20 protein-coding genes and 1 pseudogene are annotated in these 23,484 nt (G+C 67.4%); 12 read left to right on the top strand and 9 right to left on the bottom strand.

The features are described 5' to 3' along the window. Positions 1–4: 4 nt before the first annotated feature. The 8 genes from ACWRN3_RS10475 to ACWRN3_RS10440 all read left to right on the top strand — a co-directional run bounded on the left by ACWRN3_RS10475 (position 5) and on the right by ACWRN3_RS10440 (position 12,786). Positions 5–760 (top strand): cytochrome c biogenesis CcdA family protein, encoded by a 756-nt coding sequence (locus ACWRN3_RS10475; RefSeq protein WP_324643022.1) that lies wholly within the window; start codon positions 5–7, stop codon positions 758–760. Then, complete coding sequence (gene resB, locus ACWRN3_RS10470; protein ID WP_255173199.1) at positions 760–2,538, top strand: cytochrome c biogenesis protein ResB; 1,779 nt, start codon at positions 760–762, stop codon at positions 2,536–2,538. Before ACWRN3_RS10475 ends, resB begins: the two co-directional genes overlap by 1 nt. Then, entirely contained in the window at positions 2,538–3,626 is a 1,089-nt protein-coding gene (ccsB, locus tag ACWRN3_RS10465; RefSeq protein WP_476740602.1) for a c-type cytochrome biogenesis protein CcsB, read from the top strand. The genes resB and ccsB overlap by 1 nt, the downstream gene beginning before the upstream one ends. A gap of 173 nt (positions 3,627–3,799) precedes the next feature. Further along, positions 3,800–5,944 (top strand): Hsp70 family protein, encoded by a 2,145-nt coding sequence (locus ACWRN3_RS10460; RefSeq protein ID WP_476740601.1) that lies wholly within the window; start codon positions 3,800–3,802, stop codon positions 5,942–5,944. Between the two features lies 1 nt (position 5,945). Further along, on the top strand, positions 5,946–8,033 hold the full coding sequence (locus tag ACWRN3_RS10455; RefSeq protein ID WP_476740600.1) for a LuxR C-terminal-related transcriptional regulator: 2,088 nt from the start codon (positions 5,946–5,948) through the stop codon (positions 8,031–8,033). Between the two features lie 164 nt (positions 8,034–8,197). After that, the gene (locus ACWRN3_RS10450) at positions 8,198–9,298 is read left to right on the top strand and encodes an IniB N-terminal domain-containing protein (protein WP_476740599.1); all 1,101 of its coding nucleotides are present in this window, start codon (positions 8,198–8,200) and stop codon (positions 9,296–9,298) included. A 117-nt stretch (positions 9,299–9,415) separates the two neighbouring features. Further along, positions 9,416–11,296: a dynamin family protein gene (locus ACWRN3_RS10445; RefSeq protein ID WP_255175649.1), complete on the top strand. Its 1,881-nt coding sequence runs from the start codon at positions 9,416–9,418 to the stop codon at positions 11,294–11,296. Then, on the top strand, positions 11,293–12,786 hold the full coding sequence (locus ACWRN3_RS10440) for a dynamin family protein (RefSeq protein WP_476740598.1): 1,494 nt from the start codon (positions 11,293–11,295) through the stop codon (positions 12,784–12,786). Before ACWRN3_RS10445 ends, ACWRN3_RS10440 begins: the two co-directional genes overlap by 4 nt. A 30-nt stretch (positions 12,787–12,816) precedes the next feature. On the opposite strand, the gene ACWRN3_RS10435 is transcribed toward ACWRN3_RS10440, so the two are convergent. Both ACWRN3_RS10435 and ACWRN3_RS10430 read right to left on the bottom strand, forming a co-directional pair. Beyond that, a complete protein-coding gene (locus ACWRN3_RS10435) occupies positions 12,817–13,386 on the bottom strand; it encodes a hypothetical protein (RefSeq protein ID WP_476740597.1) in 570 nt (189 codons plus the stop codon). Positions 13,387–13,391: 5 nt separating this feature from the next. Next, on the bottom strand, positions 13,392–13,781 hold the full coding sequence (locus ACWRN3_RS10430) for a PLD nuclease N-terminal domain-containing protein (protein ID WP_324643014.1): 390 nt from the start codon (positions 13,779–13,781) through the stop codon (positions 13,392–13,394). A gap of 61 nt (positions 13,782–13,842) precedes the next feature. Between ACWRN3_RS10430 and ACWRN3_RS10425 the strand changes: the two genes are divergently transcribed. Then, positions 13,843–14,154: a DUF4229 domain-containing protein gene (locus ACWRN3_RS10425; RefSeq protein WP_224026972.1), complete on the top strand. Its 312-nt coding sequence runs from the start codon at positions 13,843–13,845 to the stop codon at positions 14,152–14,154. Here ACWRN3_RS10425 and ACWRN3_RS10420 read toward each other — a convergent pair. The 5 genes from ACWRN3_RS10420 to ACWRN3_RS10400 form a co-directional block, all read right to left on the bottom strand. Next, a complete protein-coding gene (locus ACWRN3_RS10420) occupies positions 14,151–15,032 on the bottom strand; it encodes a 1,4-dihydroxy-2-naphthoate polyprenyltransferase (RefSeq protein ID WP_476740596.1) in 882 nt (293 codons plus the stop codon). The genes ACWRN3_RS10425 and ACWRN3_RS10420 overlap by 4 nt on opposite strands. A 75-nt stretch (positions 15,033–15,107) precedes the next feature. Further along, positions 15,108–16,331: an AMP-binding protein gene (locus ACWRN3_RS10415; RefSeq protein WP_476740595.1), complete on the bottom strand. Its 1,224-nt coding sequence runs from the start codon at positions 16,329–16,331 to the stop codon at positions 15,108–15,110. A gap of 12 nt (positions 16,332–16,343) precedes the next feature. Beyond that, positions 16,344–17,297 carry a 1,4-dihydroxy-2-naphthoyl-CoA synthase gene (locus tag ACWRN3_RS10410; protein WP_476740594.1) on the bottom strand — a complete coding sequence of 318 codons (954 nt, stop codon included), beginning with the start codon at positions 17,295–17,297 and terminating at the stop codon, positions 16,344–16,346. 22 nt (positions 17,298–17,319) lie between these two features. Beyond that, a complete protein-coding gene (locus ACWRN3_RS10405; protein ID WP_324643011.1) occupies positions 17,320–17,760 on the bottom strand; it encodes a VOC family protein in 441 nt (146 codons plus the stop codon). Between the two features lie 51 nt (positions 17,761–17,811). Then, positions 17,812–18,573, bottom strand: coding sequence for a CPBP family intramembrane glutamic endopeptidase (locus tag ACWRN3_RS10400; protein WP_255173189.1), 762 nt, complete (start codon positions 18,571–18,573; stop codon positions 17,812–17,814). 208 nt (positions 18,574–18,781) lie between these two features. On the opposite strand from ACWRN3_RS10400, the gene ACWRN3_RS10395 reads away from it, so the two are divergent. Next, positions 18,782–20,242, top strand: coding sequence for an amino acid permease (locus ACWRN3_RS10395; RefSeq protein ID WP_255173188.1), 1,461 nt, complete (start codon positions 18,782–18,784; stop codon positions 20,240–20,242). Between the two features lie 103 nt (positions 20,243–20,345). On the opposite strand, the gene ACWRN3_RS10390 is transcribed toward ACWRN3_RS10395, so the two are convergent. Then, a complete protein-coding gene (locus ACWRN3_RS10390; protein ID WP_476740593.1) occupies positions 20,346–21,083 on the bottom strand; it encodes a dienelactone hydrolase family protein in 738 nt (245 codons plus the stop codon). 110 nt (positions 21,084–21,193) lie between these two features. Between ACWRN3_RS10390 and ACWRN3_RS10385 the strand changes: the two are divergent. Beyond that, positions 21,194–22,261: pseudogene (locus ACWRN3_RS10385) on the top strand (DNA polymerase IV); the annotation flags it as partial. A gap of 162 nt (positions 22,262–22,423) precedes the next feature. Here ACWRN3_RS10385 and ACWRN3_RS10380 read toward each other — a convergent pair. Further along, positions 22,424–22,600, bottom strand: coding sequence for a CsbD family protein (locus tag ACWRN3_RS10380; RefSeq protein WP_255173186.1), 177 nt, complete (start codon positions 22,598–22,600; stop codon positions 22,424–22,426). Between the two features lie 125 nt (positions 22,601–22,725). Here ACWRN3_RS10380 and ACWRN3_RS10375 point away from each other — a divergent pair, with 125 nt between their 5' ends. Then, on the top strand, positions 22,726–23,400 hold the full coding sequence (locus ACWRN3_RS10375; RefSeq protein WP_476740592.1) for a pentapeptide repeat-containing protein: 675 nt from the start codon (positions 22,726–22,728) through the stop codon (positions 23,398–23,400). Positions 23,401–23,484 lie beyond the last annotated feature (84 nt).

The following is a 23,484-nucleotide window of genomic DNA, read 5'->3' as shown; positions in this document are numbered from 1 at the left end:
GACCGTGAACAGCCCCTTCGCCGAAGCCATCCTCAGTGGCTCCCTCCTGCTGGCCATTCCGGTGGCCCTGCTCGCCGGACTGGTGTCCTTCCTTTCCCCCTGTGTCCTTCCCCTGGTGCCCGGTTACCTGGGATATGTCACCGGCCTGAGCGGCGTGGACCTGCAAAAGCAGAAACGCGGCCGGATGCTGGCAGGCATCGGGCTGTTCGTCCTGGGCTTTTCCGTGATCTTCGTCCTGCTGGGCGGCGCGTTCGGCCAGCTGGGTACCCTGATCACGGGCAGCCAGAACGCCTGGATCACCCAGCTCCTGGGGATCCTGGTCATCATCATGGGCGTCGTCTTCATGGGCGGCTTCAGCTGGCTGCAGCGCGACGCGAAGATCCATGCCAAGCCGCCCGCCGGGCTCTGGGGAGCGCCCCTGCTGGGCCTGACCTTCGGCCTGGGCTGGGCCCCGTGCATCGGCCCCACGTACTCCGCCGTGCAGCTGTTAAGCCTTTCCGGCGGATCCTCGGCCGCCAAGGGCGCCTTCCTTGCCTTTGTGTACAGCCTGGGACTGGGCATCCCGTTCCTGCTGATCGCGCTGGCCCTGCGCCGGGGCATGGGCGTCATGGCGTTCTTCCGCAAACACCGCCTGGCCATCCAGCGGACCGGCGGCGGGATCCTGGTGGTGCTCGGGCTGCTGATGGCCACCGGCGTGTGGGGTGCCTGGGTGACCGGGCTGCAGTACTGGTTCCAAACCGATGTGAAGTTGCCGATCTGATGAGCGAGCGTGTGAACGTAAAGAAGAAGCAATCCGCCCCTGTCGCAGAGGCGAAGGCGCAGGCCGCCCTCCCGGCCCTGGGCCCCAAGGGCATGCTCCGGTGGGCCTGGACCCAGCTGACCAGCATGCGCACCGCGCTGTTCCTGCTGCTGCTCCTCGCCGTCGCCGCCGTCCCCGGATCACTGTTCCCGCAGCGGCCCGCCAACCCGGCCGTGGTGACCCAGTACATCAAGGACCACCCGGACTACGGCAAGCTGCTGGACTCCCTGCAGCTCTACGACGTCTACTCCTCGGCGTGGTTCTCGGCGATCTACCTTCTGCTGTTCATCTCCCTGATCGGTTGCGTGGTGCCGCGCGCCATCGCCCATTACAAGGCCATGCGCTCACAGCCGCCACGGACCCCGCAGCGTCTGTCCCGGCTGCCCGAATACGGCACCCTGGTGATCCCCGCCAGTGGCGCCGTCCCGGCGTCGGACGCCATCAACGGTGCGGCCGGACTGCTGCGGAAGCGCGGCTACCGGGTGGAGGTCAGGGATGCCGACGGCGCCCTTCCGTCCCTGGGTGCCGAACGCGGCTTCATGAAGGAAGTGGGCAACCTGGTCTTCCACACGTCGCTTATCGGCGTGCTGGTGTCCGTGGCTGCCGGTGGCCTGTTCGGATACAGCGGCCAGCGCATCCTGGTGGAAGGCGACACATTTGTGAACACCCTGGTGGGCTATGACCAGTTCAACCCGGGCACCAACTTCCAGTCCAGCCAGCTCCAGCCGTACTCGCTCCAGCTGGACAAGTTCAACATCACCTTCGACCGCGAATCCCGGGGCAAGTTCGGCCAGCCCATCGATTTCGCCGCCACTGTGACCACCAAGGAAAACCCGGACGCTCCGCCCAAGCAGGAGATCCTGAAGGTCAACGACCCCGTGAGCCTGGGCGGCACCAGCATCTACCTCACCGGCAACGGCTACGCGCCGGTGGTGACAATCCGGGACGGGGCGGGCAACGTGGCCATGCAGGGCCCGGTGGTGGCCAAGCTGCAGGGCGAGAACTACTACTCCTCCGTGGTGATCAAGGTCCCCGACGCGCAGCCGGACCAGCTGGGCTTCGTGGGCTTCTTCCTCCCCACCGCGTTCGTGACGGACAAGAACGTCTCCTTCAGCGCCGACCCTGAGCTGTTCAACCCGCAGCTGACCCTGAACTCCTACTACGGCGACCTGGGCCTGAACAAGGGTGCTCCGCAGAACGTCTTCGAACTCGACGTCAAGAACCTGACCCCGCTCAACGCCAGGAACCTGGCGGCCGGGGGCATCACCCTGGCACCCGGCTCCACCTACACCCTGCCGGACGGCAAGGGCAGCATCAGCTTCGACGGCGTGAAGCGGTACATCGGCGTGGACATCCACCACAACCCCGGGCAGCTGTACGCCCTGATCTTCGCCTTGCTGGCCGTGGCCGGCCTGATCCTTTCGCTCTACGTCAACCGCCGGCGCGTCTGGGTACGCACCGGCACCGCTGACGACGGCCGCACCATGGTGGAATACGGGCTGCTTGCCCGCGGCGAGGACCACCGGCTGGCGGGTGAGGCGGCCGCGCTGCGGAAACTGTTCGCCGCCGAGTGGCAGCTGCCCGACGAGGCTGCGCCTGAAGCTGCTGCCCCCGAAAATACTGCCCCGTCCCAGCAAACTCCCAGCCGGACAGGCGATAATGTCGCAGGCTCCGCCGAAAAGGCCGAAGGCTCCGTCACCACCCCAGCAGGCCCCACAGGGCCCGAAAAGGACCAGTAATGCCATTTGGAATCAACGAAACCATGGGCCAGTACAGCGAACTCTTCATGCTGCTGGCGGCGGGCACCTACACAGTGGCCTTCATTGCCTTCGCCTGGGACCTGGCCAAGAGCAGCAAGGCCCTGCGCGCAGTTGACCTCAAGGCCGCGCAGGCCGGGGCTGCCACCAAGGTTCCGGTTGCGGCCGGTGTCGGCGCCGCCTCCGCAGGGGCGCGCCTGGACGGGCCCGCTGACCGGGCCGAGCGTCCGTCGTCGTCCGCTGCCAAGGCCCGCGGCGCAGGGGCCGGCGGTGTCGTCACGGCCGACGGCGACATGAAGTACGCCACGGAGCGCCGGGTTCCGGCGCGGGTCGCCGTGGCCCTGACCACCCTCGCCGTCCTCATCCACGGCGCCGGCGTGGTCACCAGAGCCTTGGGCGCGGGCCGCGTGCCGTGGGGCAACATGTACGAGTTCCTCACCACCGGCGCGTTCCTGGTGGCGGCCGTCTTCCTGCTCTCCCTGATCCGGCGCGACCTGCGCTTCCTGGGCACCTTCGTGGTGGGCCTGGTAATCATCATGCTGGTGGCTGCCTCCGTGGCCTTCTGGACCCCTGTGGGCCACCTGGTCCCCGCCCTCCAGAGCTACTGGCTGGTCATTCACGTATCCATTGCCGTGCTTTCCTCGGCCCTGTTCACCCTGACGTTCGCGATGTCCGCCCTGCAGCTGGTGCAGTCCCACCGGCAGAAGACCGTTGCAGCCGGCGGCGCCGACAAGCTCGGTTTCATGCGCCTGGTGCCCTCCGCGCTGAGCCTGGAGAACCTCTCCTACCGGATCAACGCCATCGCCTTCATCGGCTGGACCTTCACCCTCATGTTCGGTGCCATCTGGGCGGAAAAAGCATGGGGCCGGTTCTGGGGCTGGGACACCAAAGAGGTGTGGACGTTCGTGATCTGGGTTGTCTACGCCGGATACCTGCACGCCCGTGCCACCCGCGGCTGGACCGGGACACGCGCCGCGTGGCTGTCGATCGTGGGCTACCTGTGCGTGATCTTCAACTTCACCATCGTGAACCAGTTCTTCAACGGGCTCCACTCCTACTCCGGCCTCTAGAAAAGGGTCCGTTCGGGTCTTGGGCGGGGAATCCACCCGCAACGCGGCAACTGGCCGCTAAATAACCATTCGATGTAGCAACAGGGCTGTCCGATGGTCCGTCGGAAATGCTACGTTGGTGACGTTCACTGTGATGAAGCTTGCATGTGGACCGCCAGCCTTCCGAGGTAACCATGAGCTACGCTCTCGCCGTAGACGTCGGGACCAGTTTCACGGCAGCAGCCGTTGTTCGTTTTCACCATGGTCCCTCCGCTGTGCCTGAGTGCCTGCCTTTGGGCGCGCGTGGAGCATCGGTTCCCTCCGTGGTGTACTTCCCGGAGGAAGGCACTGTCCTGGTGGGCGAGGTCGCGGAACGCCGCGGTCTGGACTCGCCGGAACGCGTGGTGCGGGAATTCAAACGCCGCATCGGCGACGACGTTCCCATCATCCTGGGCACCCTGGCGCTGCAGCCGGAGGACGTCTTCGCCACCATGGCCCGTTGGGTGGCAGACCGCGCGGCCGAACGCGAGGGGGGCCCACCGTCGGCCGTCTACCTCACCCACCCCGCTGCGTGGGGCATCCACCGCCTGTCCGTCATCCGCGCCGCCCTCGCCGCCCACGGTCTGGAAAACGTCACCCTCCTTCCCGAACCCGAAGCCGCGGCACTGCACTACGCATCGCAGGTACGGGTGGAGGAGGGCAGCACCATCGCGGTGTACGACCTCGGCGGCGGCACCTTCGATACCGCGGTCCTGCGGAAGTCCGGCAGCAGCCGCTTCGAACTGCTGGGCCGTCCGGAGGGCATCGAAGACCTGGGCGGGGCCGACTTCGACGCAGCGGTGTTCAGCTATGTTGCCGGGCACACCGGCACCGCCCTGGCAGACCTCGACCCCACCGACCCCGCGGCCATCGGGGCGCTGGCCCGCCTCCGGCGCGAATGCGTGGAAGCCAAGGAAGCCCTGTCCTCGGACAGTGAGGCAAGCATTCCCGTGCTCCTGCCCGGTGTCCAGCAGCAAATCCGCCTGGTCCGCTCCGAGTTCGAGGCCCTGATTGAAGAGCCCGTGCGGGAGACCGTGGACGCGCTGGAGCGCTCCCTGGCCCAGCTCCACCTGGAACCGGCAGACCTGTCCGCGGTGCTGCTGATCGGCGGCTCGTCCCGGATCCCCCTGGTAGCGCAGGTGGTGTCGGAAGAGCTGGACCGGCCCATTGCCGTGGACGCGGATCCCAAGTCCTCCATTTGCCTCGGCGCGGCCGTGGCCGCGCTCCTCGCCCACGCTACAGCCCACGCAGAAACGGCAGCGCTCAAAACTGAAGCGGCAGGAATTGAAACGTCCGCCGCTGGGGCACCGCCCGCCGTCGTGCCCTCCGCGGTGCCACCCGCACCCTCCGGACCAGGCCTGCCCAGCTGGTCACGCAAATATGCGACGACGGCTGGAGCCGGCGCGGGGAACGGCACCGTCCAGACTGCACGGCGGGGGGAAAGGGGAGCACACGCCCCGAAACCCACGGTCCGCGTCACGGCTGTTGCCGCTGCCGCGGCCCTCCTGACGGTCCTCACCGCCACTGCCGCACAGAGTCCCGACGGCTTCGGAAGCCTGACAGCCATGTTCGTGCCGCAGGCCGGGGCGAGCACCGGCGGCGCATCCGCAGGCGCCGGCGGGGCGGAAGCACCAGGTGGAGGGGGAGCAGCAGCCGTTGCGGCGCCCCAGCCCCTCGCGGGCGTCGAGGCCAGCGCCAAGAAGCCAAACGCCCAGCAGCCCGGACTCGATGCGTCCGCCTCACCCACCGGCAGCCAATCCCCGGCCGGCGGCCCCACTGCGGGTGCCCCTGTAGCCGCCGGCGAAGCCCCTGCAGCGAATCCGCCCTCAGTAACCGGGGGCAACACGCCGGGGACAGCCATCGTTCCCGATTCAGCCACCCTGGGCCCCGCAACGCCGACGGCCACCACGCAGCCGGTCCCCACCGGGCCTGCCCCCACCGGCACCCCGGCCCCAACAACCGTCCCTCCAACGACCACCGCCCCACCAACGACCACTGCCCCGCCAACACCCACGCCGCCGGGCACGTCGTCGCCCGGAACGACGATTGACCCGACGCTTGGCTCCGGAACCGCTCCCGCTGACCCCGGGACGTCTTCCCCCACCACCGGGGGAGCGACCCCCACCATCCTGCCCACCACCATGGCGGCTCCGGCCCCCACGGGTGCCCCGCTCGTGTCCCCCACGGCCGACCTAACCCCCACCCCGGCCGTTGCAGCTTCACCCACACCCGAGGAGTCCACCGTCACTTCCCCTGAAACTGCCGTAGCAACGGCCCCGTCCACGTCTCCGGGGGTCTGACATGGACGGACACCTTCAGCGGTCGGAACGGCCCGTATCCCTGCACACCGCGCCTGACCACCAGGGACGTCCGCCCCACTCCGCGGAGCTGATGGCCGGGCAGTTGAAGGGTGCAAACGCTGCCGTCCGGGAGCTCCTGCTGGCGCTTTCAGTGGGCTTCGCCCTGCCGGGACCGCTGCCGGCCGACCTTCAGCACAAGTTCACCAGTGGAGCGGTGGAGGGCCTGGACGCCCTGGTGGACCGTGCCGAAGCCGCAGGGCTGCTGAGGCCGGACGGCACGGTGGTGGGGACCGCCCAACACGCGCTGCTGACCGCCACGCCCACAGCCAAGGTGCACGCGCTCCAGCGCGAGCTCGTGACCGTTTTCGCATCCGCAGGGCAGCCGCTGGGCAACCTCGCCCGCGAACTGGCCAGGGGCGGCCTTGCTGATCCCCGTGTGGCTGCCGAGCTGGAGCAAGCTGCGAATGCCGCGCTGGAGAATGACCCGCGGTTGGCGTCCCAACTTTACGAGGAAGCACTCCTGGCCGGAGCCGACCCGCTGGCCACGGCAGCCAGGCGCGCGCAGGCCGCAGCCGGGGACGGGGAGCTGGACGCCGCGGCCCGCATCATCGACGCACTCCTGGTCAGCCCGGACCCGCCGGACGTGCGCCGCGGAGCCGATGTTGCCGCCTCCGTCTGGGCGCAGAGGGGAATGCTGGCCCGGGGAGCCGACGTGTACAGCTGGCTTGGTCCGGGCCGGGTGGGCCCTTCCGCGCCGCTTGCCGCGGTCGCCATGATCGGTGCCGGTGACCGGGCGGCTGCGGAGGCCTTCTTCCGACCCGATGCTCCGGCGGCCTCGCCAACGCTGCTTGGGGCCGGACTGGTCCAGACCGGGCAGGGAATCCTGGCGTCCCTGGGGGACAATCCGCAACAGGGCATCTCCATCCTGATCCATGCCTCGGACATGCTGAACTCGGCGGGCACGGCCCTTCCGCTGCCGGAAACGCCGGCTGCGCTGGCAGCCCTGCTGGCCCTGCACAGTGGTGACCCGCACCTGGCGGAAACGGTCTGCAAGGTAGCGGCCGCAGCCGGGCAGGGCGGCAACGCAGCCCAACCAAGGCTCCTGCTGCTCCAGGCCTGGGCGGCGATGATGCAGGACAAACTTGAGGACGCCCGCCTGGCAGCCACGGAAGCGGCCAAAGCGAACCATTGGCCGCTGGTCCCGCGCGATGAGTTCATGTGCGCGGCCCTTGAGGTGGGGCTGGCGCGCCGGAACGGCGATGTGCCGGAGCTGCTCAGGGCATGGGAACGGGCACGCGAAGCGATGCTCCATACCTCGGTGGACCTGTACAACCTGCTGCCGTGGGGGGAATTGCTGATCGCCGCGGCGCGGCTGCGGGAGACGCGCCGTGTAACGCAGTACCTGGAGGACGTCTGGAAGCTGCTGGGCCGCCTGGGTGGTCCTGCGCTGTGGGCCGTGCCCCTGCACTGGTCCGCCGTCCAGGCTGCATTGCTGAATGAAAGTCCCGCTGATCTTGCTCCCCACGCAACGGCACTGGCGCGGGCCTCTGTCCACAGCCAGTTTGCCGCGGTGCTCGCCACGGCGGGCAAGGCCTGGGTCTCCGTGCTGGCCGGCCGGTTCCGAACCGCCGATGTGGAGGGCGCTGCCCGCCTCTTGGGTGCGGTGGGAATGCCCTGGGAGGGTGCACGGCTGGCCGGGCACGCGGCTGCGCGCGCTGACGAGCGCCGGGACATGATGCGCCTGCTCTCCTGTGCGCGGGACCTTCATCCTCAAGGCAGTCCGGCAGCCGGAGCATCAAGGGCTGCGGAGGCCCAGTCAGGAACCGGTACCGACGCCGGTGGCAAAGGGGCGCAGCCCGACGCTTCCGGCTTGAGCGAGCGCGAAAAGGAAGTGGCCAGGCTGGTGCTCGAGGGAAAGACCTACCGGGAGATCGGCGAGGCAATCTACATTTCGCCCAGGACCGCAGAGCACCACATTGCCAGGATCCGGCGGCGTTTGGGAGCGGAAAACCGCTCGGACCTGCTGGCCCGTTTGAGGCTGGCTCTCGGCGTGGAACATTCCCAGCAGCTGAATCCGCAGCAGGAATAACCCCTAATCCCCCTAGGCGCGGGGGTGCCGGTGCCCCGGAACGGCGCCCGGGGGAAGGGGGAAAGCGCCCGATGCACCGTCCCCGGCGGCGAATCTAGGTTTGAGGCAACCGGGTACGTGCACCGGATGATCCACAACTCAAAGAAGATGTGAGGACCACGCATATGCCAACACTCGCAAACGACCTCGTTCAGTTCCTGATGCAGCTCTTCGGCAACCGGGAGGCAATCCAGGAGTTCCTGGCTGACCCGGAGAGGACGCTGCAGGAACACGGCCTGGCCAACGTGTGCTCGGCTGACGTTGATGCCGCCATGCCGGTTGTCCTTGACTACGCGCCCATTACCGTCAATGCCACGTCCCTGGCCCGGGAGCACAACACCGGCGGCAATAGTGTGTGGGCCGGGCAAGCGGGCACGCTGGGCGGCCACGCGGGAAGCGTCTCCACCATCCATGCCGGAGGGGCCGCTGCGGGGCAGGGTGGCGCCAACTACGGTCATGACGACCACGCCTATGCGGTCCAACAGCTCCACCATGTGGTGAACCACTTCTCCTACACCACCAACACCAGCATGCTGGACAACCGCGCCACCATCACCGACCAGTCCGTCAACCAAAACGTCTGGGCGCACGGGGACGTGGAGCAGTGGTTCGACAACGATGCCGTGGTGGCCTCTGGCGACCGGGCGGTGGCCGCAGGTGACGGCGCCGCTGTCCATGACTCCAACAACATCAGGGACTCCTACAACAGGGTCCACTCCACCGATAACTCCACGGACAACTCCATCCATGCCGGCAGCAACGTCGGCATCGGCAACGAGGAGACGGACATCTCCGACTCCTTCAACACAGATCTCGGACTGGACGTGGACGATTCCTTCAACGACTACTCCGACAATTCCCACCACCTGGACTATTCGGACCACTCCACCAGCACCGATGTGGACCTCGATGTGCAGGACTCGTTCAACGATAATTCCGATAGCTCAACCCACAACTCCGTGGCGGTTGACGACTCCTACAACCAGGACAGCTCCACCCTGGTTGAGGATTCCTTCAACCAGGACCGCTCCACCACTGCCGCGGTGGATGTCCACGTGGACGACTCGTTCCAGGAAAACCCAGCCACCAGCATCGTTGAAGACAACCTGGTGGTGGCGGACAACCAGCTCGATTTCACTGAGGACAACTCCACGCACACGGATGTTGACCTGGACAACCACACCACCATCGACGATTCGGTGGTTGACGACTCCACCGTGCTGTAACACGCTATTCCCGTGAGGCGAACCACCCGGATCCGCCTCACTGGAACAGATCTTTTTGGCACTGGGGCAGGGGGACAGGCTGTGGCAGATGCAGGACCGGCACGGCCGGCGGGGCCCATGACGGCCGGACAGCTGGCCAAGCTCGTGGAGCAGGGCCTGCAGCTGGTGGGTGCCGGGGACCGCGAGGACCTGCGCAGGAGGCTGGGCCAGGCCATGGTCCGGCTGCAGGACCCCAGCATCAGGGTCATTGTGGTGGGGGAGTTCAAACAGGGGAAGAGCAAGCTCATCAACGCCCTGGTGAACGCCCCGGTGTGCCCGGTGGATGACGATATTGCCACCTCGCTGCCCACCATCGTCCGCTACGGCGAACCGGCCTCGGCCGCCGTCCTGGTCCCCACGGCGGACAACCAGTCCGGCAACCAGGCGGCCGACTCTGCGGGCGACGGCGGGGACGGCAGCATCGAGCGCCGGCCCATCGAGCTGTCAGAGCTGCCGGCACTCGTCTCCGAGCAGGGCAACCCTGGAAACAGCCGGAAGCTCGCGGCCGCGGAAGTTTGCCTGCCCCGCCGCGTCCTCACCGGGGGACTGACCATCATCGACTCCCCGGGGGTGGGCGGCATGGGCTCCACCCACACGCTGACCACCCTCACCGCCCTTCCCACCGCGGACGCCATGCTGCTGGTCTCGGATGCCTCCCAGGAATACACGGAACCGGAACTGCGATTCCTGCGCCAGGCCATGCGGATCACCCCCAGCGTTGCCGCCGTCCTCTCCAAGACGGACCTGTACCCGGACTGGCGCCGGGTTGAAGAGCTGGACAGGAACCACCTGGACCAGGTGGCGCCGGACATCCCGTTGTTCCCGTTGTCCGCAGACCTCCGCCTCGAGGCCTCACGCCTCCAGGACGCCGAGCTCAACGCCGAATCCGGCTTCCCAGCCCTGGTGTCACACCTGCGAAACGACATCGTGGGCAAGGCGCAGCGCATCCAGCGTCGCTCCGTCAGCCAGGACCTCCTCTCCGTCACCGAAAACCTGCGCCTGTCCCTGCAGTCCGAGCTGGACGCGTTGGAAAACCCCGACGGCACGCCGCAGATGCTCGCAGCCCTGGAGCAGGCCAAAACGGAGGCGGACGAGCTGCGAAAGAGGTCCGCGCGCTGGCAGCTGACGCTCAGCGACGGCATCAACGATCTCATCGCCGACATGGAATACGACCTCCGCGACCGCCTGCGCCGGATCCAACGGGAAGCCGAGAACGCCATCGACCAGGGCGATCCCGGTCCTGTCTGGACGCAATTTTCCGCGTGGCTCGAAGAGTGTGTCGCCGCGGCGGTCTCGGACACCTTTGTCTGGACCAGCGAGCGGTCGCAATGGCTGGCCGCGCAGGTGGCTGAGCACTTCGCCGCAGAGGAGGTGTCACTGCCCGTCCTGCACGTGTCCGACTCCGGGGACGCCCTGGACCCGGTGGACCAGATGCCCGGGCTGGATCCCGGCCGCGTGAACCCGATCCAAAAAGTCCTCATCGGCATGCGGGGATCCTATGGCGGCGTCCTGATGTTTGGACTCCTGACGGGGATTTTCGGGATGGCCCTGATCAATCCGCTCTCCGTGGGTGCAGGGCTGCTGCTGGGACGCAAAGCCTACCGGGAGGACAAGGAAACGCGGCTGAAGCGCCGCCAGGGCGAAGCGAAAGCGCTGGTCAGGCGCCAGCTGGACGATGTCACCTTTCAGGTGGGCAAGCAGCTGAAGGACAGGCTGCGCCTGGTTCAGCGGACCATCAGGGACCACTTCACCGATATCGCGGATGAATACCACCGGTCGTTGTCGGACTCGGTGGCAGCAGCCCAAAAGGCAGCCAACTCGTATGCCCAGGAGAAGGAAGGCCGCATCCGGGACATCAGGGCCGAGCTCAAGCGGGTGGACGCGCTGCACCGCGCGGCTGAAGCGGTGGCAGCGGAGGTTGCCGCGGCCGGGACCCGTACCGCGGCAGGGGTGGGATGACGGCGTCCACCACAGCCGGAGCCGCGGCACTGATCCGCGAAGCGCTGGAGGCCTATGCGGATGACCCGGATGCCGTCCAGGCGCTGCAGGGCTACGCGCAGCGGTTGGCCGAGCCCCTGAGGATTGCCGTTGCCGGCATGGTGAAAGCAGGGAAATCCACCCTCCTGAACGCCATCATCGGCGAGGAGATCGCGCCCACGGACACCGGCGAATGCACCCGGATTGTGACCTGGTACCGGCACGGACGCACACCCCGCATTACCGTGCACCCCACGGACGGCGTGCCCCGGAACCTCCCGCTGAAGCGCGTGGACGGGCGCCTGGTCTTCGTCCTGGACGGCGTGCGGGCGGAGGACGTGGAGCGCCTCGACGTCGAATGGCCGTCGCCGGCGCTGAAGGCCATGACGCTGATCGACACCCCCGGCATCGCTTCCCTTTCCCAGGATGTGTCGGCACGGTCCCTCCGGTTTCTGACCCCGGAGGATACGCCGTCGGAGGCTGATTCCGTGATCTACCTGATGCGGCACCTGCACGAATCCGATATCCGGTTCCTGGAGTCCTTCCGCGACATCGGGGCGGGACGCTCGGGCACCGTCAACGCCATCGCCGTGCTGTCCCGGGCCGACGAGGTGGGAGCCGGCCGCATCGATTCCCTGCTGTCCGCCGGCACCATCGCGGAACGGTACAGCCGGGACCCCAACCTTCGGAAGCTGGCGCTGGGCGTTGTCCCGGTGGCAGGGCTCCTGGCCCAAAGCGCCCGCACCCTGCGCCAGGCGGACTTCGAGGCCCTCCAGCTGCTTGCCACCCTGGACCGCGCCGCACGCGAACGGATGCTGCTGTCGGCCGACAGGTTCCGCCGCTCCGCCGAACCGGAGGGACTGACGGAAGAGGCCCGGGCATCACTGCTGGAGCGCTACGGGCTCTTCGGCATCCGGCTCGCCATGGTCCTGGTCCGCAACGGATTCGGGGAGCCCACAGCCCTGGCCCATGAACTCGCCCGGCGCAGCGGCCTGGACCCACTGCTGGAGCTGCTGGACCGCCAGTTCCAGGCGAGGGCCGGGGCGCTGAAGGCCAGGACCGCGCTGGCCGCGGTGGAAGACCTCCTGGCCAGCCGGCCCCGGCCGGGAACGGAGCAGGTGGCGGCATCCCTGGAGCGGCTGCAGGCCGGCGCGCACGAATTCCGTGAGCTCCGGCTGCTGGCGGCGTTGCGGACCACGGGGGTGGAACTGACCCCGGAACTGGCGGCCGAAGCTGAACGGCTCATCGGCGGCCAGGGCGCCACGGCATCCCAGCGGCTGGGGGTAGCGGCCGGTTCGGCTCCCGAGGTGCTGGCGGCCCAGGCCCGCCAGGTGCTGGGCCGCTGGCGCGCGGTCGCTGAAAGCCCGCTGACTGCACGGTCAGCCGTGGAAGCCTGCCGGGTGGTGATCCGCAGCTGCGAGGGCGTGCTGGCCGATTGCACGGGCCGGACGCGGCAGCCGCAATCGGCATAGTGCGGCCGGCAAGGTAAGGACGCGCGCGGCTCAGATCCGCGGACGCTGACGCTTCAGCCAGGCTCCCGCGGGCGGCAGGAACAGGAGCACCAGCCCGGCGAAGGCCAGGAGAAGTTCGGCGCCCCACAGCATCACCACGTAACTGCCCGCGGCGCCACTGGGGACCAGGAACGCGGACGCAAGGACCATGATGGGCAGATGGCCGGCCAGCAGCAGCACCAGGGCCCAGCGGCCCCAGGGCCGGCGGCCCATTACTGCGGCCAGCACAGCGGCCTCCAGCACGGTGACCAGGAGCAGGGCGCCGATGCTGCCCCAGAATACGATGTTCGCTGCGGTTCCCACCGATCCCGCATCGCTTCCCGAGGCCATGTCCGCCACCACCCCGCGAAGCCGCTGCAGGTTGGAGTCACGGGCCACGAAGGAGCCCAGCAGTACTGCCAGCCCGGCGGCGAAGCTGAACAGCCACAGCGAGCGGGCAGTGCGGACGGTCCGCGGCGCAGGGAGAGTGACTGGGATGGGCGGTGGCGCTGAGTAGGACAGGCCGGGCCTCGGTGGGGGAGCGGACAACCGCCGCTCTTCTCCTCCGGACGGGGACGCCATGGGCCTTATTTCAGTCCGTCGGTATCGTGTTCGTCCGTGCCGCGCGGGTGCTTCCCGCCGTCCTCCTTGGCCTTGGACTCCAGCTCGTCACGCAGCTTCTTGAGCCGCTCGGCCTCGGCCTGGCTGCGGCGGCGCGCCTCCAGGTTGCGGAGGAAGTCCGGGTCGTCATCCGGGGCGGTGGGGTGCGGGTAGCTGGGCCGCGGCTGCGCAGTGCCGCGCGGCCGGCCGATCAGCAGCCACAGGACGGCGCCGAGGACGGGGAGGACGATCTGCACGATGATCCACGCGGGTTTCGAAATGCCCCGGGTCAGGCGGCCTTCAGTGCGGATCACGTCCACCAGGCCATACACAAAGATGACGAGGACTGCGACGGCCAAAGCCACACGGAAGAGCATGCCATTAAGTCTATCGTCAGGACGCGCAGGGGCCGCTGGCCGGGGCGGCTAAACTTGAATAGTGGCCTTTTTGAAATATTCCCTGATCCGCCTGGCAATCTTCGTGCCCCTGTTTGTCCTGTTCGCGCTCCTGCAGGTCGGGGCGCTGATGGCGGTTATCTGCGCCGCACTCATTGCGTTTGCGATCAGCTACCTGTTCTTCCAGAAGCAACGCGACGCCGCTTCGGCAGCCCTGCAGCACCGCTTCTCCGGGAAGGCCAAGCCGATGCGTTCGGCCGGTGAGGTCCAGGACGCCAACGCCGAGGACGCCCTGCTGGACGCCAACCCGGACATCACCATCAACAACGCCAAGGGCAGCGGCAAGAAGAGCTAGAACCCGTGGCTGAGGACCAGCCCCAGTGAGAACAGCACGCTGTAGCCGAGGTTGATCAGGCCGGTCTGCTTCAGGACCGGGATCAGGCTCTTGCGCTTGCGGCCGTTGATCATCAGCCAGGCCGGCATCAGGCAGGCCGGAATGAGCAGCAGCACGATCAGGATCCACGGCCGTCCCGGCGCCAGGATCACCACCAGCAGGATGGCCACGGCAAGCATCAGGACGTAGCTTTCGCGCGCATGCTTGTCACCAAGCCGCACGGCCAGGGTTTTCTTGCCGGCCTGCATGTCGGTGGGAATATCCCGGACGTTGTTGGCCATGAGCAGCGCGGTGGCGATCAGCCCGGTGCCGATGGCGCCGATGACAGAGGACAGGCTGATGTGTCCGGCCTGCGTGTAGGTGGTGCCCAGGGTGGCCACCAGGCCGAAGAAGACGAACACGAACAGGTCGCCCAGGCCCATGTAGCCGTAGGGGTTCTTGCCGCCGGTATAACCCCACGCGGCCATGACGCAGCCCAGGCCCACCAGGATCAGCCACCATGCCTGGGTGAGGACCACCAGGACCAGGCCGAACACCATGGCCAGGGCGAAGGTGCCGAACGCCGCCCATTTGACGTGTTCTGGCTTGGCGGCACCGGAGCCCACCAGCCGCAGCGGACCCACCCGGTCATCGTCCGTCCCGCGGATGCCGTCCGAGTAGTCGTTGGCGAAGTTCACGCCCACCTGGAGCAGGAGCGCCACCAGCGCCGCGAGGATCGCATTGGGCAGGAGGAACGAGTCCATTTCGTAGGCGGCGGCGGTGCCGATCAGCACCGGCGCGATCGCTGCCGGCAGCGTCCGGAGTCGGGCGCCTTGGATCCATTGGGCGGCTGTTGCCACGGTTAGTACCTCGTGTTGTTTCGGTAAGACGGCTGGATGGAACGTGTGCACCGGCCGCGGTGGTGCAGGTCCACTCTACTTTCCCCCGTGCCGGGTGCTGAGTTCGGCGGCCATGGCGAGCCGGTCCGGTTTTCCGTTGGGCAGCATCCGCAGGGCAGGTGCGGTGAGGACCGTTTTGGGTGCCAGCACGCCCAGTTGCCGCTGCCAGTGCTGTTGAAGCACGACGGCGGGGTCCCCGGCTTCCTGCCCGGGCCCGCCTTCAACGGCCGTACTGTTGCCGGCGGCACCTTCAGGTGCCAGCGCCACGTAGGCCGCCACGGCCTGGCCCCATTCCGCGGAAGGGACGCCGGCCACGAAAGCCGCTGCGACGGCGTCGGACTTTTCCAGCTGCTCCTGCACGTGGCCGGCCGAGACCTTGACGCCGCCGGTGATGATGACGTCGTCCGCCCGGCCCAGCACGGTGAGCCGGCCGTCGTCGTCAATCGTGCCGAGGTCGCTGGTGCGGTACCAGCGAACCCCGTCCTCCTCGAAGAATGTTCGGGTTTCCTCATCCGGGGCCTCGATGTACCCGGCAGCCACGGTGTCCCCGCCCAGCAGGATCCGGCCGTCCTCCGCCACCCGGACCGAGACGCCCTCCAGGGGGTAGCCGTCGTACACGCAGCCGCCGGAGGTTTCCGCGGAACCGTACGTGGTGACCACCCGTACTCCTGCGTCGCGGGCGGCATCCAGCAGGGCCGGGGACGCAGGGGCGCCGCCCAGCAGGATGGCGTTGAAACGGCGGAGCACGGCGAGCGTGTCCGGCGAAGGATCGTCCAGGAGCCGCTGGAGCTGCGTGGGAACCAGGGAAGTGAAGCGGATCTTGTCCGTGAGTTCCAGCGCGGCCGACGTGAAGGCCTCCGGGGTGAAGCCGCCGGACATGTCCATGACCCACGGCCGCGTGCCGGCAAAGAGGGACCGCACCAGCACCTGGATGCCGGCCACGAACTGCACGGGCAGCGCCAGCAGCCACTGGCCCTCGCCCTTGAGCCGCAGTGCGGTGGCCATCGAGGACGCCGCCAGGGACTCCACGGTCAGCAGGGTCGCCTTGGGCGTGCCGGTGGAACCGGAGGTGCGGACCACGGCCACGGCGTCGTCGCAGCCGGGGGTCTCCACGTGGCCCACCACCAGTCCGCCGTCCGGTCCAACGGACAGTTCGACGGCGGGACCCTCGCCGTGGAGGGCGGCCGCGAGGGCCTTCAGGGCCGGTTCGATGTTGAGCGGGCCGCCGTGGGCAGTGCTGGGTGAGGCTTCGCTGTTCATTGCCGTCCTGCCTTAGAAGTAGTGCGGGAAGCGTGACCAGTCGGGGTCGCGTTTTTGCAGGAAGGCCTCCTTGCCCTCCACAGCCTCATCCGTCATGTAGGCCAGCCGGGTGGCTTCACCGGCGAACACCTGCTGGCCGGCCAGGCCGTCGTCGGCCAGGTTGAACGCGAACTTCAGCATGCGGATGGCCTGCGGGGACTGCCGGGCGATGTCGGCGGCGTACTCGAGCGCCACCTCCTCCAGGCGTTCGTGGTCCACGGCCTCGTTGACCGCGCCCGTGCGAACCATGTCTTCTGCGGAATATTCGCGGGCCAGGAAGAAAATCTCGCGGGCGGTCTTTTGGCCCACCTGCCGGGCCAGGAGCGCCGAGCCGTAGCCGGCGTCGAAGCTTCCCACCGTGGCGTCCGTCTGCTTGAACTTTCCGTGCTGCCGGGACGCGATGGTGAGGTCTGAGACCACGTGCAGCGAGTGTCCGCCGCCGGCCGCCCAGCCGTTGACGACGGCGATGACCACCTTGGGCATGGTGCGCATGAGGCGCTGGACTTCCAGGATGTGCAGCCTGCCGGCCCGGGCGGGGTCGATGGTTTCCTGGGTCTCGCCGTCGGCGTACCGGTAACCGTCCCGGCCCCGGATCCGCTGGTCGCCGCCGGAGCAGAAAGAGTGGCCGCCGTCCTTGGGGGAGGGACCGTTGCCGGTCAGCAGGACGGTGGCGACGTCTGGCGTCATCCGGGCGTGGTCCATGGCGCGGTAGAGCTCGTCCACGGTGCCGGGCCGGAACGCGTTGCGGACCTCCGGGCGGTTGAACGCGATCCGGACCGTGGGCAGGTCACGTACCCACACGCCACTGGAATCCCGCTCCACCTGCCGGTGGTAGGTCATGTCCTGGAAGTCCTCGAAGCCGGAGACCACCCGCCAGCGCGTGGGATCGAAGACGTCGGACACCGGGGCGGGGATCTGGTTGCTCACCGTCCAAGTCTAGTAATCGTGCTTAGCTGATGCAGAACTCGTTGCCCTCGGGGTCCGCCATGGTGTGCCAGGAATGCGGTCCCTGCCGAGCGGACCAGAGGAAGGAAGCCCCGCGTGCCTCTAGTTCGCGCCGCACCTCATCCTTGTCCCTGCCGTCCAGCCGGACGTCCCAGTGCACCCGGTTCTTCACCGTTTTTCCCTCGGGCGCCGTCTGGAACAGGATGCGCCGTTCGGGATCCGGCGAGCCAATCTCCTCCGGCGGGCGGATGGCGGCGCCGTCCTTCCACACCAGGTTGCCGCGGTGGGTCATGGACTGGTTTTCGGTGGCATAGCCCTGCTCGATCATGGAGCGGATGAACCCGGCGTCCTGGGGTTCGACCGCCCACTGGAGGGTTTCGGCCCACCAATCGGCAAGCTCATGCGGGCGGGCGGAATCGACAACAATCTGGATGTTCAGTCCCATCCGTCCACGGTAAGGGCGGCCGGGGCGTTGCGGAAGGTCCTGTGCGCGCGCCTAGGCCTGGACGTTCTGCATCTGGTCAAACAGTTCCGGCGGGATGGCGTAAACAAGGATCACGGCCAGCAGGTTCTTGGCGGCGTGCACGAAGTAGGAAAACATGAGGTTCTTCCCGGTCCACATGTAGACGGACACCAGGGTGGCACCCATGGCCAGGTAGGGGAGCAGGGCAGTCAGGGTCAGCGCCTCCTGCCCCACGATGTGCAGCGCGGCGAACAGCACCACGGACAGGGCGCAGCAGATCCAGACGTTCACGCGCCTGGACATCTTGCCGATGAGCAGGTGGCGGAAGATGTACTCCTCCACGAACGGACCCACCACCACCAGCAAAGGCACCATGAGCCACGCCGGGACCTGCTGCATCAGCGCCTGCAGTCCGGCCTGGTTGGCGGAGGTTTCAACCTGCCCGTTCGCGGCCACCACGACGGCGGTCAGGATCATCATCGCGATCACGGCTGCCGGCACCATCAGCAGGGTGAACCAGGGCCGGGTCGCCAGCACTTTGAGATCCCGCGCCACCACCCGGCGGGCGGCCAGGAGGGCGAGTATTCCGACCGAGGCATAGAACAGCAGGTTCACGGCATAGGAGGCTGCTGCCGGGGACGGGGCCACCAGCCGGAGCAGCGGGGCCAGTACATTTCCGGCCACCGCGAAGAACCCCGCAATGGCAACGTAGAGGCACAGCGTCGCCAGGTCCAGGGGGGAGAAACGGTAGAGCTGGGGCTGCGGAGCGGGCGGTAAGCGGTGGGCTGTTGCCATGGTCCCAGCCTATCGCCGGGCGGCGGGGTGTAGTGCGCGTCACGTACCACTCCGGACGGTCTTGTAAGATGTACAGGTCGCGTGAAGCTTCGGCAGTTCGACCGATCCACCCTCACATCTGTTGGTCCTCAGGCCTAAAGGCCGAATTTTGTGAGCTTGATCATACGAAGACCGGATGCGGCCAACCCCCAACCCACAAGGAACAGTTGTGCCTCAAAGTACCCCCACAGACCTAAAGAACAGCACGGCGCCATCCTCCGCCGTCGACCCTTCCCTCAGCGCCGAGGGCTATAAAAAGACGCTGGGCCGACGCCACGTCACCATGATCGCCATGGGCGGCGCCATCGGCGTCGGCCTCTTCATGGGTGCCGGCGGCCGCCTCGCCTCCACCGGTCCCGCCCTGATCTTCTCCTACGCCATCGCCGGCGTCATCGCCTACCTGCTCATGCGGGCCCTGGGCGAGCTCATCATGTACCGCCAGACCTCCGGCTCGTTCGTCAGCTACGCCGGCGAGATGTTCGGCAAGAAGGGCGCCTTCCTCTCCGGGTGGATGTACTTCATCAACTGGGCCATGACCGGCATCGCGGAGCTCATCGCGATCGGCCTGTACTTCCAGTTCTTCTTCCCCAACGTCCCCGTGGAACTGTCCGCCATCGCAGCCCTGGTGCTCCTGGTGGCCGTGAACCTGTTCAGCGTCAAGGCATTCGGTGAATTCGAATTCTGGGCTTCCGTCCTGAAGGTCTCCGCCATCGTCATCTTCCTGGCCGTGGGCACCTTCATGGTGGTCACCAACGCCAAGGTGGGCGACGGCCACGCATCGGTCAACAACCTCTTCGCGGCCGACGGCGGCATGTTCCCCAAGGGCGCCCTGGTCATGATCCTGGTGCTGAACGCCGTGATCTTCGCCTACAACGCCATCGAACTGGTGGGCATCACCGCCGGCGAGATGCAGAACCCGGAACGCGAAGTTCCCAAGGCGATCCGCGCCGTCGTGGTCCGTATCGTCGTGTTCTACGTTGGCTCCGTGACCCTGCTCGCCATGCTGCTGCCCTCGGACCAGTACAAAGCCGGCACCTCCCCGTTCGTCACGGTCTTCGGCCAGATGGGCCTGGGCTGGATGGGCGACGTCATGAACATGATCGTGATCACCGCCGCTTTGTCCTCCTGCAATTCGGGCCTCTACTCGATCGGCCGAATCTTCCGCACCATGGCCAACAACGGCCACGCGCCGCAGTGGCTGACCCGCATGTCCACCCGCCACGTGCCTTACGCGGCGATCCTCGCCATCGGCGCCGTCTACTTGGTGGGCATCCTCCTCAACATCTGGCTGGGCGGCTCACACGCCTTCGACCTCGCACTGAACACCGCCTCCATTGGCGTGATCTTCACATGGGGCTCCATCTTCGCCAGCCAGATCGCGCTGCGGAAGAAGAAGGGCAACGTCTCCAGCCTGCCCATGCCGGGCTCACCCTGGACCAGCTGGGCCGGCCTCATCGCCCTGCTCGCCATCACCGTGCTCATCGGTTTTGACACCATGACCAGCAAGGACGGCGAAGTGTTCTACCTGGGCCTGTGGACGCTGGCCACCATCCCGTTCTTTGCCGTGGTCCTGTGGCTTGGCTGGCAGAAGGTCAAGAACAACCAGCCCAAGAGCGAGCTCTTCAGCTAGCGCTTTCCGGACAACGTTCGACGGCGGGCCGCCCCTTCAGTGGGTGGCCCGCCGTCGGCGTTTTCACGGGGTGCCGGGACAGGCCCAGCCCATCAGCTGCTGTTTAGTCCTTCAGGTACCTGGCGAAGTGGTCCTGGATGCGCTGCCAGGCCTCGGGGGCGGAGTCCGGGTCCGGCCCCACGCCCATGACCCGCATCAGCGGCCTGAGGAGAACCGGCCCCATTTCTTTATCATTGAGGAAGGAGTGGCCGGCACCGGGAAATTCTTTGACGCTGTGCTCGATGCCCAAGTGGTCCAGTGCTGATTCGAGCCGTGACGCGGCCCCCTTCAGGGACCTGTCCGCGCCGCCGTAGTTGGCCACGATGGGGCAGGAGCCGCGCAGTGCGTCTTCCAGTTCCTGCTGCTGCTTGCCCGGGAGCCGGCCGTAGTTGACGGAGGCAGCGTCGAACCCGTCCCGCGCCACCAGCAGCGCGAAGCCGCCGCCCATGCAGAAGCCGATCACCCCGGTTTTGCCGTTGCACAGTTCAGACTCCGCGAGCCAGGTACGGGCCGTGGCGATGTCGGTGAAGGGACGCCCCGTGCGGGCCGCCATGGCCCGCATGGTTCCCACCAGGCAACGCCGCGGGCCGCCGTCGCTGTACAGGTCCACGGCCAGGGTGAGGTACCCGGCCCGGGCCAGCCGGTCCGCGTGCCGCCGGGTCTGGTCGTCCAGGCCGAACGCTTCATGGATCATCACGACGCCGGGAAAAGGCCCCTGTCCAACAGGTACGGCAAGGTAACCGTGCAGGGAAGGGGATCCGCCGGCAGCCCTGCCCGCGGCGCTGAGATCTACATTCGTCATGGGCCAAGGCTAACCGGGAGCCTATGGGATGTCGCGCGTTTCGCGCCCGCGGTATTCGCCCGCGGGAGGCGGGGTGGTGCGCGCTGCACGGCCGGTGCAGACTGGGGCTTGTGAGCGAACAGTGGGTGCTGCATGTGGACCTGGACCAATTCATCGCCGCCGTCGAGGTACTGCGCCGTCCCGAACTTGCAGGCAGGCCGGTCATCGTGGGCGGCCGCGGCGACCCCACGGAGCGGGCAGTGGTGTCCACGGCGTCCTACGAAGCACGGGCCTACGGCGTGGGGTCCGGAATGCCGCTGCGGATCGCCGCGCGGAAAGTGCCCGATGCGGTCATCCTGCCGGTGGACCACGAGGCATACCTTGAAGCATCCGAAAAGGTGATGGCGGTCCTGCGCGCCCAGCCCGGAACCACCGTCCAGGTGCTCGGCTGGGACGAGGCATTCGTCGGCCTTGAGACGGCCGATCCCGAAGCCTTCGCCCGCCGGCTGCAGGAGGCAGTCCTGGCGGAAACCCAGCTGCACTGCAGCGTCGGCGTCGGGGACACCCTGGTCCGGGCCAAGGTCGCGACAACGTTCGGCAAACCCGCGGGCGTTTTCCGCCTCACGCAAGGGAATTGGCTTGAGGTCATGGGGGAGCGGCCCACCATCGACCTGTGGGGCGTGGGAAAGGCGGTGTCCCGCCGGCTCGCCACCCTGGGGATCACGACCGTTGCCGAACTGGCAGCGGCGAACCCCGATGACCTGGTTCCCGAATTCGGTCCGAAAATGGGGCCCTGGTACGCGCAACTGGGGCGGGGCGACGGTTCCCGGACCGTCGATGACACCCCGTGGGTGGCGCGCGGGCACAGCCGTGAGACCACTTTCCAGCGGGACCTGACCGACCGGGCACAGATTGAGGACGCCGTCCGGGAGCTGGCCGCGCACGTCATGGACGATGTCACCGGTGAAGGCAGGCCGGTGGTCGGCCTGACGTTGAAGGTCCGCTACGCCCCGTTCACCACCAGGACTTACGCGCGGAAAATCCCCGAGACGTCCGATCCCGCCGTGGTCCTGGCAGAGGTGCTTGGCCTGGTCTCAAAGATCGAACCCGGCAACGCTGTCCGGCTGCTGGGTGTCCGGGCCGAGATGACCATGCCCGAAGATTCCCGAAAGGGGCACACGCCAACCCGCCGCGGCTGGTACCCCCACCGATTGCTGCGTAGATGCCGTTTTGAGGCCTCAAAACGGCATCTACTCAGCAATCGATGGTGGGTGGACAGCGAAACGGCGGCCGATCCATTGGATCCGCCGCCGTTTTGGGCTGTTGCAGCACGCCGTTCGCTGCGGCTGCACCAGCAACGACTAGCTGCGCTTGAACTCGTCCTTCACGCTTTCGCCCACCTTCTTGGCGTCTGCCTTGACCTGGTCGGCCTGGCCTTCTGCCTTCAGGCGGTCGTTGTCGGTCGCGTTGCCTGCAGCTTCCTTGGCCTTGCCGCCAAGGTCCTCTGCCGCGTTACTGATCTTGTCTCCGAGGCCCATGGTTCCGGCCTCCTTTCGTTTCCGTCGATCAACCGTGCTCTTTCACCATAAACAAAGCTTGCTTACTATTTCAAGTACCAGGCTGCAGTTGCCTCCTGCCGGCTGCCCGGCGTTAGGCTCGGCCTATGGATAAAGGACGTGGCACGGCGGGGGCCAAGGTGGCCCCGCCCCGGCTTTCCGCGGTGGAACTGCAGGATTTTGAAGAACTGCCGGAGCCGGTGTTCCGCCGCGGGGACCGGTACGAAAACCTGCGGTTAAACCGCGCCGCCCTGGATGGCCTTGACCTGGGTGAAGCCGTATTTGCCGAGTGCCGGTTCGATGCTCCGTCTTTCAACGAGGCGCAGCTCCGCGGCACCTCGTTCCGCGACTGCATCCTGGCGGAGGCCTACGCGCCGGTCTTCCAGGGTGCCCGCAGTACCTGGCGGGACGTGGAGCTTCACAACCCGCGCCTGGGCTCCGCCGAATTGTATGAAAGCGGCTGGCAGTCCGTCCGGATCGACGGCGGCAAGCTGGACTACCTCAACCTCCGCGGCGCCAAACTCGCGGACGTGCTCATCAGCGGCTGCATCATCAACGAACTGGACCTGGGCGGTGCCGGCGCAACCCGCGTGCGGCTGGAAAACTGCACCGTTGGATCACTGGACCTGACGGGCGCCAGGCTGAAGGACTTCGACCTCAGGGGCACGGACTTCCGCAGGATCAGCGGCCTTGGCAGCATGTCCGGGCTTGTGATCGATGAGTATCAGTTGGGCCTCCTGGCGCCGCTGATCGCCGCGCACCTGGGGGTGCGGGTCCTGTAACCGGATGCGCGGCCGGGGCCGCCCGTGTACCATTTACAGAACGAACGGTCGGTAAGTGGAGGATTCTGCTGCGCCGGCCGCCGA

It is taken from the genome of Pseudarthrobacter sp. rb, assembly GCF_056389225.1.
The sequence above is the reverse complement of the archived record's forward strand: the minus strand, read 5'-3'. Positions and strand labels throughout refer to the sequence as shown.

Coding starts and splice junctions, on each gene's coding strand:
- ACWRN3_RS10390 (WP_476740593.1), bottom strand. CDS start 21,083: ATGACGAATGTAGATCTCAGCGCCGCGGGCAGGGCTGCCGGCGGATCC.
- ACWRN3_RS10405 (WP_324643011.1), bottom strand. CDS start 17,760: ATGGGACTGAACATCCAGATTGTTGTCGATTCCGCCCGCCCGCATGAG.
- ACWRN3_RS10415 (WP_476740595.1), bottom strand. CDS start 16,331: ATGAACAGCGAAGCCTCACCCAGCACTGCCCACGGCGGCCCGCTCAAC.
- ccsB (WP_476740602.1), top strand. CDS start 2,538: ATGCCATTTGGAATCAACGAAACCATGGGCCAGTACAGCGAACTCTTC.
- ACWRN3_RS10460 (WP_476740601.1), top strand. CDS start 3,800: ATGAGCTACGCTCTCGCCGTAGACGTCGGGACCAGTTTCACGGCAGCA.
- ACWRN3_RS10455 (WP_476740600.1), top strand. CDS start 5,946: ATGGACGGACACCTTCAGCGGTCGGAACGGCCCGTATCCCTGCACACC.
- ACWRN3_RS10400 (WP_255173189.1), bottom strand. CDS start 18,573: ATGGCAACAGCCCACCGCTTACCGCCCGCTCCGCAGCCCCAGCTCTAC.
- ACWRN3_RS10435 (WP_476740597.1), bottom strand. CDS start 13,386: ATGGCGTCCCCGTCCGGAGGAGAAGAGCGGCGGTTGTCCGCTCCCCCA.
- ACWRN3_RS10375 (WP_476740592.1), top strand. CDS start 22,726: ATGGATAAAGGACGTGGCACGGCGGGGGCCAAGGTGGCCCCGCCCCGG.
- resB (WP_255173199.1), top strand. CDS start 760: ATGAGCGAGCGTGTGAACGTAAAGAAGAAGCAATCCGCCCCTGTCGCA.
- ACWRN3_RS10450 (WP_476740599.1), top strand. CDS start 8,198: ATGCCAACACTCGCAAACGACCTCGTTCAGTTCCTGATGCAGCTCTTC.
- ACWRN3_RS10430 (WP_324643014.1), bottom strand. CDS start 13,781: ATGCTCTTCCGTGTGGCTTTGGCCGTCGCAGTCCTCGTCATCTTTGTG.
- ACWRN3_RS10440 (WP_476740598.1), top strand. CDS start 11,293: ATGACGGCGTCCACCACAGCCGGAGCCGCGGCACTGATCCGCGAAGCG.
- ACWRN3_RS10445 (WP_255175649.1), top strand. CDS start 9,416: ATGACGGCCGGACAGCTGGCCAAGCTCGTGGAGCAGGGCCTGCAGCTG.
- ACWRN3_RS10380 (WP_255173186.1), bottom strand. CDS start 22,600: ATGGGCCTCGGAGACAAGATCAGTAACGCGGCAGAGGACCTTGGCGGC.